The following is a 13470-nucleotide window of genomic DNA, read 5'->3' as shown; positions in this document are numbered from 1 at the left end:
CCTGTCGAACCCCCACCGGATGAACGGAGGGATGAGCGTTGCAGGTGCTGGGCATCGACCCGGGGACGGCGACCATGGGCTTCGGCGTCGTGGCGGTGGCCGGTACCACCCTGGTGCCCGTGACCTACGGCGTGATCCGTACCCCGGCCAGCCAGCCCCCGGCTCAGCGCCTGGCCGCCATCTACCGGGATCTCCAGGAGCTCCTCCGCCGCTACCAGCCCCAGGCGATGGCGGTGGAGCGCCTGTTCTTCCAGAAGAACCGGTCCAGCGCCCTGCACGTGGGACAGGCCCGGGGTGTCGCCCTGCTGGCAGCGGCCCAGGCGGGGCTTCCCGTCCACGAGTACGCTCCCCACGAGGTCAAGCAGGCGGTGGTGGGGTACGGCCGCGCCTCCAAGGTCCAGGTGCAGCGCATGGTCCAGGCGCTGCTCGGGCTCGCCCGGCCGCCCGTTCCGGACGATGCCGCCGATGCCCTGGCGGTGGCCGTGTGTTGCCTGCATGCCCAGACCTCGGCTTGGGGCGGGACCGGGGCTCCGGGGCGGGGCGGATCGCGGGGCCTCCCCGACGCCGGTGCGGCACCGTTCCAGAGGGGGGCGGTCCGGTGATCGCCTTCTTGCGCGGCGAGCTGGCCGGTTTCCACGGTGACGAAGCCTGGATCGACGTGGGCGGGGTGGGCTTCCGGGTCGCGGTCTCCCGCCAGACCCAGCGCCGGCTGCCGCCGGTGGGTGAGCCCGTGCGGCTCCTCACCCGGCTGGTGGTCCGGGAAGACCAGTGGTCCCTCTACGGTTTTGCCACGGCCGACGAGCAGGCGGCCTTCGACGCCCTGGTGGCCGTGTCGGGGGTCGGGCCACGGGTCGCCCTCTCGGTGCTGTCGGTCCTGACCCCCGAAGACCTGCGGCGGGCCGTGGTCCTCCAGGATCCCGCCCTGCTGACCCGGGTGCCTGGGGTCGGGCCCAAGCTGGCCCGGCGGCTGCTGACGGAATTGCGCGACCGGCTGGGGCAGCCGCTGGCGGAGGACGGTGCCGCGGGCGGCCCGGCCGCCACGGGCACGGCGGGGGCGGTCCCTTCGCCGGGTACCGGCGAAGCCTCGCCCCGGGACGATGCCCTGGCGGCCCTGGAGGCCCTGGGTTACAGCCGCGCTGAGGCCGAGGGTGCCCTGGCGGCGGTGGCCGGCCAGGTCGAACCGGGCGCCCCGGCGGCGGCCTGGGTGCGGGCCGCCCTGCGGGCCCTGGCCGGCGCCCGAGCGGCGGGAGGTGCGGCCCGGTGATCGAGGAAGAACGCGTGGTCTCCAGCCGCCTGCAGGCCGGCGATGCACCGCTGGAGGCGGGGCTGCGGCCCCAGTCCCTGGACGACTTCCCGGGCCAGGAAAGGGTCAAGGAGAAGCTTTCCATCTATATTCAGGCGGCCCGCGAGCGGGGCGACGCCCTGGACCACGTGCTGCTGTACGGTCCCCCCGGCCTGGGCAAGACGTCCCTGGCCCAGGTCATCGCCCGGGAGCTGGGCGTGGGCTTCCGGATGACCTCCGGTCCTGCCATCGAGCGGGCCGGTGACCTGGCCGCGCTCCTGACCAACCTGAACGACCGGGACGTCTTGTTCATCGACGAGATCCACCGGCTGCCGCGACCGGTCGAGGAGATCCTCTACCCGGCCATGGAGGATTTCGCCCTGGACCTGATCATCGGCAAGGGTCCGGCCGCCCGGTCCCTGCGCATCGACCTGCCCCGCTTCACCCTGGTGGGTGCGACCACCCGGGCGGGACGGCTGACGGGTCCTTTGCGGGACCGCTTTGGCGTGCTGCTGCGCCTGGAGTACTACCGGCCGGAGGAGCTGACCCGGATCGTGTTGCGGGCCGCCGGCATCCTGGGGGTGGCCATCGACCCCGAAGGTGCCGCGGAGGTGGCCCGGCGGGCGCGAGGCACGCCGCGGGTGGCGAACCGGTTGCTGCGCCGGTTGCGCGATTACGCCCAGGTGCGGGCGGAGGGCGTCATCACCGCGGAGGTGGCCCGGGCGGGCCTGGATCTGATGGAGGTCGACCCGCTGGGCCTGGATCGGGCCGACCGGCGGCTGCTGGCGGTCATGGCCCAGCATTACGGCGGCGGGCCGGTGGGGCTGGAGACCCTGGCCGCGGCCATCGGCGAGGAACCCGAAACCATCGAGGACGTCTACGAGCCCTACCTCATGCAAATGGGTTTCCTCCAGCGCACGCCCCGCGGGCGGGTCCTGGCGCGCCGCGCCTACGAGCATCTGGGGCTGCCCGTGCCGGCCTGGCTGGATGCTGAAGGCCCCGAAACGGGGGTGCGGCCCGGCGGGGCCCGGGCGGGCTCCGGCCCGGCCCGCGGCGGTTCGGGCTCGTCCCGGGACGAAACCGGCAGCGCCCAGCAGGAACTGCCCGGGCTGGGCTTGTAATCATTTCGTCATGTTATTGCAAACTTTGTAGGAGACGTGGGATGGGCCGGGAACAGGGAAACAAGACGGGAGATCACCGGAAGGCCGGGTGAGGACCGTGGGGCTGACGGACATCGGACGCTGGCTGGTGTTCATGGGCCTGGGCCTGGCGGCCCTGGGGCTCCTTCTCTGGCTCGCCGGCCGGGCCGGCTTCGGCGGCCTGCCTGGGGATATCGTCATCCGGCGCGGAAACTTCACCTTCTTTTTTCCTCTCGCCAGCTCGCTGCTGTTGAGCTTGCTCTTGACCCTGGTGCTGAATCTGCTGTTCCGCGGGCGCTAGCCGCCTGCGGGGCCGGTGCTGCGGGTTCCCGGCCGCCGGGCGGGTCCGGCGGCCGGTCACCGGTCCCGCACCGGCGGCCGCCTTCCCGGGGCGGTGGCCGGCGATGGTGAAGGGCGGGGGAGGGGCCGGTGGATCCGGTGGTGGCCCGCCGGACGGGTGGCCGGCGACGGGACTTGCCGACGGGGTGGAGCCATGCATCCGAGCCCCCTGGGGACGGACCAGTTGATCGTCCAGGCCAAGGCCGGGGATGAGCATGCCCGCAACGAGTTGATCCGGGCGTACACCCCCTTTGTGCTCAAGGTGGCCTCCCGCGTGTGCGGCCGCTACCTGCACGCCGGCCAGGACGAGGAGATCAGCATCGGCCTTTTGGCCTTCAACGAGGCCATCGACCGCTTCGACGACACCCGGGGCAACAACTTCATCGCCTTCGCCGAGACGGTGATCAAGCGCCGGCTCATCGACCACTTCCGCAAGCAGTCGGCGACGCGGGCCGTGGTCCCCTTCAGCGACCTGGAGACCGAAGACGAGGAGGGCCACCCCGTCAACCAGGTGGACGTCCAGGCTGCCCTGGACCAGCACGCCCTGGCGGAGGAAGCCTGGGAACGCCGCCAGGAGATCCTGCGCTTCCAGCAGGAGCTTGCCCGCTTCGGCATCCGCTTCAGCGATCTGGTGGAGAACTGCCCCAAGCACAAGGATGCGCGGGACCGGGCCATCCAGGTGGCCCGGCGCCTGGCGTCGGTGCCGGCATACCGGGAGGCGCTGCTGAAGAACCGGACCCTGCCCTTGCGGGAACTGGCGGCCGACCCCGAGGTGCAGGCGTCCCGCAAGACGCTCGAGCGCCAGCGCAAGTACATCGTCGCCGTTGCCCTGATCCTCATCGGCGATTATGTATTCCTCCAGGAATACCTGGCGTGAGGAACACGGGCGGAGGCGCGCGGGGCGGATTTTCGGGGGCGGAGGCGACATTCACCCCAGAACCGAACCGGTTCTTTGCGTAAGGACTAACGAAGGCCGGATTGTGATGGACGGACCGGCCGGGGGAGGCGTGCAGGGCCGTGACGACAAAGGCGGTCGTGCTGGAAATCGACGGAGATCGTGCCGTCGTCCTGCGGGAGGGGGGCCAGTTCCTGCGGGTGCCCCTGCGCGGTCGCCGCTGGTATGTGGGCCAGGAGGTTCATCTGGACCTGGTGGCCCGGCGCCCCTCCTGGCGACCGCTGCTGGCCTGGGCGGCCGCGGCGGCCCTGCTGGTGGCCGTCTTCAGCGGCTTCCTGGTGACCCCGGCGGCGGCGGGTCCGGCAAGCTACGTCACCGTCGATCTGGATCCGGCCAGCGTCGGGCTGGTGACGGACCCCTGGGCGGCCGTGCTGGGGGTCGAACCCTTGACCGAGGCGGCGGCGGCCCTGGTCGACCCGGCGGCCTGGGTCGGCCTGCCGGTGGACCGGGTGGTGGTCCTGCTGGTGGAACGGGCCGCCCGGCAGGACAGCCTCCTGCCCGGAGTGGTGGTGATCGCTGCCGCACCGCTGGATGAAGGCCGGCGCCTGCCACCTGCGGTACGGCAGGCGGTGGCCCGCGCCCAGCGGGGTGCGGCCGTGGTGCTGCGCCAGCGGCCGGAGGCGGTGGCCGCCGCGGTGGTGGCGGTGGACGAGCCGCACCTGGGGCCCCGGCTGGCCCGGCTGGCGCGGCAGGCGGGGCTTTCGGTGTTCAAGACCGCGGCGGTCCTGGGGGCTGAGGTGGAGGCCCTCGACCGGCAGGGGACGGGGACTACCCTGGAGCCCGCGGTGGTCGGCGACCTGCTGGCCCGGCTGGCCAGCCTGCCACCGGAGCAGGTGCGACGGGGATGGACCGGTACCGGCCGGCCGGGGCAGGGAGGCACCGGCGGGCCGGTGGCAGGTTCCGGTGGCGTGGCGCCCGGACCGGACCGCGGCGCGGAGGGACCCGCTGCCGGCGCGGGGAACGGGGGCACGGACCAGGGGAACCCCGGCGGCGGGCATGCCGCGCCCGGTGGCGGGAACGCCGGCAACGGGCGTGACCGGGATGCGGGGGGCGCGGGCGGTGACGGAGCCGCAGACGTGCTGGCCGGCCTGGAACGGGTGAGCACCCTCCGACAGGTGCTGCAGGACGGCATCCTGCAGGTCATCCTGCCCGTGAACCTCCTCGGCTCGCCGGACGGCGGGGCGGAACGGGAGCCGCAGGGCAAGGGCAAGGCCAGGGGACATGGCGGCGATCAGGACGGCAAGGGCGGTGCGGCGGGCAAGGCCGGAGGCCGCCAGGCAGGCCAGGGCGGCGGTGCGGGCGGGGAGTCCGGCCCGGGAGCCGGCGGCCCGGGGAAGAAGGCCGGCACCGGCCGCAAGACCAAGGAGAAGACGGGTTCCGGTGCCCCTGGTACCCAGGTTCGGCCCGGGCGGCCGGGCTCGTCCCCGGTTCCCTCCGTGCCCGGGTGGCCGCGGGCCTTGCCCGGCGGGAACGGCGGCAGCAAAGGCACCGGGAACGGCGATTCGGGGGCGGGTTCTGGGAGCGGCGGGCAAGGGGATGGCAGCGTTCGCCTGCCCCTCCCCCTGCCCGGCACCGGCCTGGGCGGGTCCACCCGCCCCGCTGCGGGAGGCGGCTCCGGCACCACCGGGACCGCGGCGGGCTCCACCGGCGCCGGCACGGGGAGCGGAACCACCAGCGGGGATGGAGGGGGTGGCGGCTCGACCGCGGGCACCGGCACGCGCGGCGGAACGGGCAGCGAAGCGGGGTCGCCGGGATCGACGGCCGGCGATACCGGTACGGGCCCGGCGGGTGGCGGGATGCTGCTGGACGACCTGGAGGGGCTGGTGACCTGCCAGGACGGGGGCGGGCTCCTGGGCTCCCTGGTGGGCGGCATCACCGATCCCTTGCTGTGTCGCTGAGGCGGCGTGAGAGCAGGGAAGGATGGCCGGGCCCAGGCGGCCACGCGGCAGCGGGCATGACGGCCGGCAGGATATCCGGCCCCGGGGTGGCGAGCCCCCGGGGTTTTTTGTGTCATAATTCCCCACGTGACCCGGCGAGGCGGCTGCGGTCCGCAGGGCCCATCGGGCCACCGCCACGCCCCGGGCGCACCACCCTGCAGCCCGGGACCCCGCCCGGCGCGCCCGGGGCAAGAGGGTACGAGGTCGCCATGGAGAACGCGGAGCCAGAAGGAGAAGGGGCATGCGCGTTGACGAGTTCGATTACGATCTGCCGCCGGAGCTGATCGCCCAGCAGCCGCTGGCCCGGCGGGACGCCTCCCGCCTGATGGTGGTCGACCGCGACACGGGGCGCTGGCTGCACGCCCGCTTCCGCGACCTGCCGCGGTTCTTGCGCGCCGGCGACTGCCTGGTGCTCAACGACACCCGGGTGCGGCCGGCCCGCCTCTACGGGCGCCGGCCCACCGGCGGGCAGGTGGAGTTTCTCCTGCTGCAGCCCTTGGACGGAGGCCGCTGGCTGGCCCTGGCCCGGCCCGGCCGGCGGGTGCGCCCGGGCACGGAGGTGGTGTGCGGCGAGGAGCGGCCCCTGCGGGTGTACGTCGAGGAAGCCCGGGACAGCGGGGAACGGGTCATCCGTCTGGAGCCGCCGCCGGGGGAGACGGTGGACGAAACCCTGCACCGCCTGGGCCGGGTCCCCCTGCCGCCGTACATTCGCGCCGAGCTGGAGGACCCCGAGCGGTACCAGACGGTCTACGCCCGGGAAGAGGGCTCGGTGGCGGCGCCCACGGCGGGCCTGCACTTCACCCCGGAGCTGCTGAAGCGGCTCCAGGACCAGGGCGTCCGCATCGCCTACCTCACCCTCCACGTGGGGGTGGGCACCTTCCGGCCCGTCACCGCCGAGAGGGTCGAGGAACATCAGATGCACGCCGAGTTCTACCGGGTCGAACCGGCCGCGGCGGAGGCGATCAACGCCGCCCGCGCCGCCGGCGGCCGGGTGATCGCCGTCGGCACCACCGTGACCCGCACCCTGGAGACGGTGGCGGCGGCCGGCGGGACCGTCCGGCCGGGCAGCGGCTGGACGGACCTGTTCATCTACCCCGGCTACCGCTTCAAGGCCATCGACGGGTTGATCACCAACTTTCACCTGCCCCGGTCGACCCTGATCATGCTGGTGGCGGCACTGCTGGGCAAGGAGCAGACCCTGGCCGCCTATCGGGAGGCGGTGGCCCGGCGCTACCGGTTCTTCAGCTTCGGTGACGCCATGCTGATCCTGCCCGGGGCGGTGCCGGCGGGGAGGGAGGAGCCGGCCCTGCCGGAGTAAGGGCGGCCCCCGGCCGGGTGACGGGGATCGCCGGGACGGGCGACGGGCCGTCGTGGCCGTGCCGGCAGGGCGGGAGAGCCGGAGGGCGGCCGGGCACGGACCTGAGGGTGGGAGGGACGGGATCGTTGGGCCGCTGGGACGGCTGGTTCACCGTGGAACACCACGAAGTCCACAGCCACGCCCGGGCGGGGCGGCTCCACACGCCCCACGGGGTGGTGGAGACGCCGGTGTTCATGCCCGTGGGCACCCAGGCCGCGGTGAAGACCTTGAGCCCCCACGAGCTGCACCAGGTGGGGGCGCAGATCATCCTGAGCAACACCTACCACCTGTACCTGCGACCCGGGTCCCAGGTGGTGGCGGAGGCCGGCGGCCTGCACCGCTTCATGGCCTGGGACCGGCCCATCCTGACCGACAGCGGCGGATTCCAGGTGTTCAGCCTGGCCGCACTGCGCCAGGTCACCGGCGACGGCGTCCGCTTCCGGTCCCACCTGGACGGCTCCGAGCACTTCTTCACCCCCGAGCTGTCCATGGCCGTCCAGCGGGACCTGGGGGCGGACATCATCATGTGCTTCGACGAGTGCCTGGCGTATCCGGCCCGCCGGGACGAGGTGGAGGCCAGCGTGGAACGGACCACCCGCTGGGCCCGCCGCTGCCACCGCGCCTGGCAGGAAGACGGGGACCCCGACCGGCAGGCCCTCTTCGGCATCGTGCAGGGGGGAGCCTATCCCGACCTGCGCCGCCGCTCGGCGGAGGAACTGGCGGAGCTGGACTTCCCCGGCTATGCCGTGGGCGGCCTGAGCGTCGGCGAGCCCGCCGGGGTCACCGTGGCCGTGCTGGACGTGACGGTACCTCTCTTGCCGGCCGGCCGGCCCCGCTACCTGATGGGCGTGGGGACGCCCGACTTGATCCTGGAGGCCGTGTGGCGCGGGATCGACATGATGGACTGCGTCCTGCCCACCCGGATGGCCCGGCACGGAACGGTGTACACCTCCCAGGGACGGATCACCGTGCGCAACGCCGCCTACGCCCGGGACTTCGGCCCCCTGGATCCGGCCTGCGACTGCTACGCCTGCCGCCACTTCTCCCGGGCCTACATCCGGCACCTGCTCAAGGTCAACGAGACCCTGGGCATGCGCCTCACCACCATCCACAACCTGCGGTACCTCCAGCGCTTCATGGAGCGCCTGCGCCAGGCGGTGCGGGAGGACCGCCTGCCGGAGTTCCGGGCGGCGTTCTACCGGGAAGAAGGCGCGGCGCTGGGCTTCCGCCCGCCGGAGCCGGAACCGCTGCCGGCGGGATGACGGGCTCAGACGACACGGCTCCAAGGCGATGGGGCGCAAGGCGCAGGCGGTCCCCTGCGGGCGCGGCCCTGCAGGGCAGGAGGCCCGGGCCTCCCGGCGAAGCCGTGAAGGGTACACTCTCTTGGAGGAAAGCGAGGTGGCGCTGTGCCGGAACAGGGGAATGCCCTGCTTTCGAACCTGCTGATCTTCGCCGTGTTCTTCGGCCTCATGTGGTTCATGCTGATCCGGCCCCAACAGCAGCAGCAGAAGCGGCGCCGGGAGATGCTGGCACGGCTGAAGGCCGGCGACAAGGTGGTCACCATCGGCGGCATCTTCGGCACCCTGACCAGGGTCGACGAAGACACGGTGCGCCTGCGCATCGCCGACAAGGTGGAGATCCGCCTGAGCCGGGACGCCGTTGCCCGGGTGCTGGGGCAGGACGACTAGCCCGCCGTCCCTGGGGGAAGGGGTAACCTGTTGGGCTTCTTGCACCGGCCGAGCGCGACGGAAGCCCGGAAGGATGGCCGGCGGCCGGTTTGCCATGGGACGAACCGGCCGCCGGCCGGCGTACCTGGTACGGGAGAGGGGCCACCGGCAGGAAGTCCGGCCGGGCCTCCCGCTGCCGTGAGCCGGAAGCCCCGCCGGGTCCGGGGCCGGGCGCGGGCCCGCCGGGGGGAGGCTGCGACCCTCCCGGGGTCGCGGGGGCTTGCCGCCACCACGTGCCGTGGAAGGGGGCCTCACGATGACAGGGTACGGTTCGAGCGGGAGGCCGGAGCAGGCCGAGCAGGAGCGGCCCGCGCCGGCGCGGCCGGATCCGGGGCGGCCCGGGGAGCCTGCCGGGAAACCTGCCGGGAAGCAGGGGCCCCCGCCCTCCCCGGCGGCCGCCGGGCCGCGCCCGGGGGCGACGGCCATGGAGGTGGCGGCGCCGCTGGCTCCGCCCGTTCCCGCCCCGGCCGAGGCGCCGGCGGAGCCGGCCAGGGGACGGGAGGCGGCGGGCGAGACGGCAGCCCAGCCAGCCCGGCCGGAGGGGCCGGCGGCCCGGCAGGGCACCGGAACCACCCTTGCGCCGCAACCCGGGCCGGCCCGGGAGACCGGCGGTCCGGCCGGGGCCGGAGCCGGGGACGGCAAGGTGGAGACGGGTGCCGACCTGCCCAACCCCTACGAGGTGGCCAAGCAGGAGATTGCCCGCGCCTGCCAGGTGCTGGGCCTGGACCCCGCCGTCTACCGGATCCTGGCGCGGCCGCTGCGTTTCATCGAGGTGGCGATCCCCGTCCGGATGGACGACGGGCGCACCGAGGTCTTCGTGGGCTACCGCTCCCAGCACAACGACGCCCTGGGGCCGACCAAGGGCGGGATCCGCTTCCACCCCCAGGTCACCCCTGATGAGGTCAAGGCCCTGTCCATGTGGATGACCCTCAAGTGCGCCCTGCTGGAGATTCCCTTCGGCGGCGGCAAGGGCGGGGTGGTCTGCGATCCCAAGCGGATGTCGGCGCGGGAACTGGAGGGGTTGAGCCGCGGCTACATCCAGGCCATGGCCCAGGTGATGGGGGAGGAGAAGGACATCCCGGCCCCCGACGTCTACACCACGGCCCAGGTGATGGCCTGGATTGCCGACGAGTTCAGCCAGATCCGCCAGCAGAACGCCTTCGGCATCGTGACCGGCAAGCCCCTGGTGATCGGCGGCTCCTTAGGCCGCCACGAAGCCACCGCCCGGGGTGCCGTCACTGTGGTCCGGGAAGCGGCCCAGGCCATGGGCCTGGACATCCGCCACGCCACGGTGGCGATCCAGGGGTACGGCAACGCGGGCAGCATCGCCCACCGGCTGCTGTACGACATGGGGGTCCGGGTCATCGCCGTCAGCGACTCGGGGGGCGCCATCGTCAACGAAGGGGGCCTGGAACCCGAGGCGGTGGCCGCCCACAAGGAGGCCACCGGCAGCGTGTCCGGCTTCCCGGGCGCCCGCACCATCACCAACGAAGACTTGCTTACCCTGCCTTGTGATATCCTTTTGCCGGCCGCCCTGGAAAACCAGATCACCGCTGCCAACGCGGGCCGGATCCAGGCGCGGCTCGTCGGCGAGATCGCCAACGGCCCCACCACCCCCGAGGCCCACCGCATCCTGGTGGAGCGGGGCGTGGTGGTGTTGCCCGACATCCTGACCAATGCCGGGGGCGTGACCGTCAGCTACTTCGAGTGGGTCCAGAACCAGTGCCACTGGTACTGGTCGGAGGACGAGGTCAACCAGCGGCTGGAGGAGCGGATGGTGCGGGCCTTCCACCGGGTCTGGGAGGCGGGGCAGCGGCTCCCGACCCGGGATCTGCGGCTGGCCGCCTACACCGTGGCGGTGGCCCGGGTGGCCGAGGCCATGCGGGTGAGGGGCTGGATCCACCGTACCGACAGCAGCTTCCGCTCCTAGACCCGGGGCCCAGGCCCGCGGCCGTACCGGGCCGGCGGCCGGATCCGGTGGACCGGCGCGCGGGCGGCTTCCGGTCGGGTGCCCGGGCCGGCGAGCGGGATCCCGGCGGCATCCCGCGTCAAGGCCCGGGTCCTGGGCCGGTCCCGGGCCCGGTCCACGGTGCCCGAGCCGGGTTCCGGGCCGGGCCGCGGGCCAGCAAGGCGTGGCGAAACCGGGCGAGAAACCGGAGGACCGAAGGGACCATGACCAGCGACGGCAAGGCGAAACGGGACGAACAGGCGGTTCCCGCCCCCGCCAGGGCGGCCGGGGCGGGCCAGGCGCCCGGCGGCCGGGCGGCGAGCAGCCCCGCGGGCACCGGGCAGGACAACGGGCGGGGGGAGCCGCCGTCCGGTGCAGCGGGACCTGCGTCCATGGCCGAGAAGGTGGCCGAACTGCGGTCCCGCCGGCAGCGGCTGGAGCAGGGGGGCGGGACCCAGCGCATCGCCCAGCAGCACGTCAAGGGCAAGCTCACCGCCCGGGAGCGCCTCGCCCTCCTGCTTGACCCCGGCAGCTTCCAGGAGCTGGACCTGTTCGTCCAGCACCGGGCGCGGGAATTCGGCATGGAGGGCAAGGAGGCGCCGGGCGACGGCGTGATCACGGGATTCGGCTGCATCGACGGGCGGCTGGTGTACGTCTTCGCCCAGGACTTCACCGTCATCGGCGGCACTCTGGGGGAGATGCACGCGGCGAAGATCGTCAAGGTGATGGACCTGGCCCTCAAGGCGGGGGCGCCCTTGATCGGCATCAACGACTCCGGGGGTGCCCGCATCCAGGAGGGCGTCGCCTCCCTGGACGGCTTCGCCCGGATCTTTGCCCGCAACACCTGGGCCTCGGGGGTCATCCCCCAGATCTCCGTGATCATGGGCCCCTGTGCCGGGGGTGCCGTCTACTCGCCCGCCATCACCGACTTCGTCTTCATGGTGGAAGGCACCAGCCAGATGTTCATCACCGGGCCCGACGTGATCAAGACGGTGACGGGCGAGGAGATCAGCTTCGAAGAGCTGGGCGGTGCGGCGACCCACACCACCCGCAGCGGCGTGGCCCACTTCTACGCCCGGGACGAGCGCGAGTGCCTGGGCCTGATCAGGCACCTTCTGAGCTATTTGCCCTCCAATAATCTGGAGGAACCGCCCCTTCTCGACACCGGCGACCCGCCCGGACGGCCCGCGCCGGAACTGGAGCAGGTGGTGCCGACGGATCCCAACAAGCCCTACGACGTGCGCCGGGTCATCGAAGGACTGGTGGACCGGGGGACCTTCTTCGAGGTTCACCAGCGCTTTGCCCAGAGCGCCGTGGTGGGCTTCGCCCGGCTAGGCGGGCGGGTGGTGGGCGTGGTGGCCAACCAGCCCCGGGTGCTGGCCGGGTGCCTCGACATCGACTCGTCCGACAAGATCGCCCGCTTCGTGCGCTTTTGCGACGCCTTCAACATTCCCCTGATCACCCTGGTGGACACGCCGGGCTACCTGCCGGGCCGGGCCCAGGAGCACGGCGGCATCATCCGCCACGGGGCCAAGGTGCTGTATGCCTACGCCGAGGCGACGGTGCCCAAGATCTCGGTGGTGCTGCGCAAGGCCTACGGCGGCGCCTACATCGCCATGTGCTGCCGCGGCCTGGGGGCCGACTACGCCTTTGCCTGGCCGACGGCGGAGATCGCCGTCATGGGTCCGGAGGGGGCCTGCAACATCGTCTTCCGGCGGGAGATCGCCGAGGCGGACGACCCCGCCGCCATGCGGGCGGCCAAGGTGCGGGAGTACCGGGACGTCTTCGCCAGCCCCTACGTGGCGGCAGCCCGGGGGTATGTGGACGACGTCATCGAGCCGGCCCTGACCCGGGCGCGGGTGGCGGCAGCCCTGGAGAGCCTGGCCGGCAAGCGAGAGCAGCGCCCCGCCCGCAAGCACGGCAACATCCCCCTGTGAACCCGGTGCCCCAGAGCGGTGGGGGGCTGGAGGCGGGAGGGGCGGTTGCGGGGGTCCTCCCGCTGCCCGGAGCCCGGAGGGAGGAACAACCCGCGAGGCGGGCCCTGCGCAGTTTCGGGTGCAACCCGGTGTGGGAGGAGGATGGGAGGGTGATTCCTCCGGCGGTGGTGGCCGCCATCATGGCGGCCGTGGAGGCAGAGGCGGGGCAGCCGGTCAGGGTGCTCCGGATCGAACCCCTTGGGCCTGCGCCGGCGAGCCCTTCATGGGCCGGCGGCGGGGCGGCGGGAATCCTTGGGCGCAACCCCATCGCGGGCTCGCCTGCCCTGCCCACGGCGGGTGGCGGGTGGCCGCAGCCCTGGGCCCTGGCCGGCAGGCAAGAGCTGATGGCCGCCGGCACGGCCATGCAGGCGCGCCCCCGCCGGCCCCATCCCCCCGCCGCCCAGCGGCCGGACGGCCGGCAGCAGGCGCCGGCCCAGGACGCCTCCACCCGGCAGGGCCGTAAGGACGGGAGGACACGAGGATGAAACGCTATCGGGTGACGGTCAACGGCTGGGTCTTTGACGTCTGGGTCGAACCGGTGGAGGCGGGCACGGCGGGCCCCGGCGGTACGGCGGGCGCCACCGGGCCGGCGGCGTTTCCCGGCGCCGGTGGGGCCGGGGCGTGGAGCGGGCCGGCGGGACCGGGCTGGCCGGCCGCCGGGCCCGGTGCCGGCCTCTGGCCGGCGGCCGCCATGGGCTGGCCCTGGGCGGCGGGCGGGGTGCTGGGGGCCGGTGGCCCCCTCGGCCCCCTGGGCCCGGCCGGTGGTGGCCCGGGCGGGACCCATCCTGGGGCCTGGGCAGGCTTCGGCCC

General features: G+C 73.6%; 12 protein-coding genes and 1 pseudogene. All 13 read left to right on the top strand.

All coding sequences use genetic code 11. The features are described 5' to 3' along the window. The first annotated feature begins 38 nt into the window (after positions 1–38). Positions 39–602: a crossover junction endodeoxyribonuclease RuvC gene (gene ruvC, locus THESUDRAFT_RS06495; RefSeq protein ID WP_006903956.1), complete on the top strand. Its 564-nt coding sequence runs from the start codon at positions 39–41 to the stop codon at positions 600–602. Then, complete coding sequence (ruvA, locus tag THESUDRAFT_RS06490; RefSeq protein ID WP_006903955.1) at positions 599–1264, top strand: Holliday junction branch migration protein RuvA; 666 nt, start codon at positions 599–601, stop codon at positions 1262–1264. Before ruvC ends, ruvA begins: the two co-directional genes overlap by 4 nt. Then, positions 1261–2403, top strand: a complete 1143-nt coding sequence (gene ruvB, locus THESUDRAFT_RS06485; protein WP_006903954.1) for a Holliday junction branch migration DNA helicase RuvB — start codon at positions 1261–1263, stop codon at positions 2401–2403. The genes ruvA and ruvB overlap by 4 nt, the downstream gene beginning before the upstream one ends. Before the next feature lie 88 nt (positions 2404–2491). Beyond that, positions 2492–2722: a DUF2905 family protein gene (locus THESUDRAFT_RS06480; RefSeq protein WP_006903953.1), complete on the top strand. Its 231-nt coding sequence runs from the start codon at positions 2492–2494 to the stop codon at positions 2720–2722. 192 nt (positions 2723–2914) lie between these two features. Beyond that, entirely contained in the window at positions 2915–3637 is a 723-nt protein-coding gene (gene sigI, locus THESUDRAFT_RS06475; protein WP_006903952.1) for an RNA polymerase sigma factor SigI, read from the top strand. Between the two features lie 140 nt (positions 3638–3777). Further along, positions 3778–5613, top strand: a complete 1836-nt coding sequence (locus THESUDRAFT_RS14990) for an anti-sigma factor domain-containing protein (protein ID WP_006903951.1) — start codon at positions 3778–3780, stop codon at positions 5611–5613. Between the two features lie 280 nt (positions 5614–5893). Beyond that, positions 5894–6970, top strand: coding sequence for a tRNA preQ1(34) S-adenosylmethionine ribosyltransferase-isomerase QueA (queA, locus tag THESUDRAFT_RS06465; protein ID WP_006903950.1), 1077 nt, complete (start codon positions 5894–5896; stop codon positions 6968–6970). Between the two features lie 125 nt (positions 6971–7095). Further along, positions 7096–8271: a tRNA guanosine(34) transglycosylase Tgt gene (gene tgt / locus THESUDRAFT_RS06460; RefSeq protein ID WP_006903949.1), complete on the top strand. Its 1176-nt coding sequence runs from the start codon at positions 7096–7098 to the stop codon at positions 8269–8271. Between the two features lie 144 nt (positions 8272–8415). Beyond that, positions 8416–8697 carry a preprotein translocase subunit YajC gene (gene yajC / locus THESUDRAFT_RS06455; protein WP_006903948.1) on the top strand — a complete coding sequence of 94 codons (282 nt, stop codon included), beginning with the start codon at positions 8416–8418 and terminating at the stop codon, positions 8695–8697. Between the two features lie 295 nt (positions 8698–8992). Next, entirely contained in the window at positions 8993–10666 is a 1674-nt protein-coding gene (locus THESUDRAFT_RS06450) for a Glu/Leu/Phe/Val family dehydrogenase (RefSeq protein ID WP_006903947.1), read from the top strand. A 410-nt stretch (positions 10667–11076) separates the two neighbouring features. Continuing rightward, positions 11077–12621, top strand: coding sequence for an acyl-CoA carboxylase subunit beta (locus tag THESUDRAFT_RS06445; RefSeq protein WP_040827157.1), 1545 nt, complete (start codon positions 11077–11079; stop codon positions 12619–12621). A gap of 149 nt (positions 12622–12770) precedes the next feature. Next, positions 12771–13145 carry a hypothetical protein gene (locus THESUDRAFT_RS06440; protein WP_040826336.1) on the top strand — a complete coding sequence of 125 codons (375 nt, stop codon included), beginning with the start codon at positions 12771–12773 and terminating at the stop codon, positions 13143–13145. Next, positions 13142–13470: pseudogene (locus THESUDRAFT_RS13720) on the top strand (hypothetical protein); the annotation flags it as partial. The gene THESUDRAFT_RS06440 and the pseudogene THESUDRAFT_RS13720, both read left to right, overlap by 4 nt.

The sequence above is a fragment of the Thermaerobacter subterraneus DSM 13965 genome (genome assembly GCF_000183545.2).
Taxonomy (GTDB): Bacteria; Bacillota; Sulfobacillia; order Thermaerobacterales; family Thermaerobacteraceae; genus Thermaerobacter; species Thermaerobacter subterraneus.
Note: the sequence above shows the minus strand (reverse complement) of the source record. Positions and strands in the feature narration are given on the sequence as shown.

Coding starts and splice junctions, on each gene's coding strand:
- queA (WP_006903950.1), top strand. CDS start 5,894: ATGCGCGTTGACGAGTTCGATTACGATCTGCCGCCGGAGCTGATCGCC.
- sigI (WP_006903952.1), top strand. CDS start 2,915: ATGCATCCGAGCCCCCTGGGGACGGACCAGTTGATCGTCCAGGCCAAG.
- THESUDRAFT_RS06450 (WP_006903947.1), top strand. CDS start 8,993: ATGACAGGGTACGGTTCGAGCGGGAGGCCGGAGCAGGCCGAGCAGGAG.
- THESUDRAFT_RS06445 (WP_040827157.1), top strand. CDS start 11,077: ATGGCCGAGAAGGTGGCCGAACTGCGGTCCCGCCGGCAGCGGCTGGAG.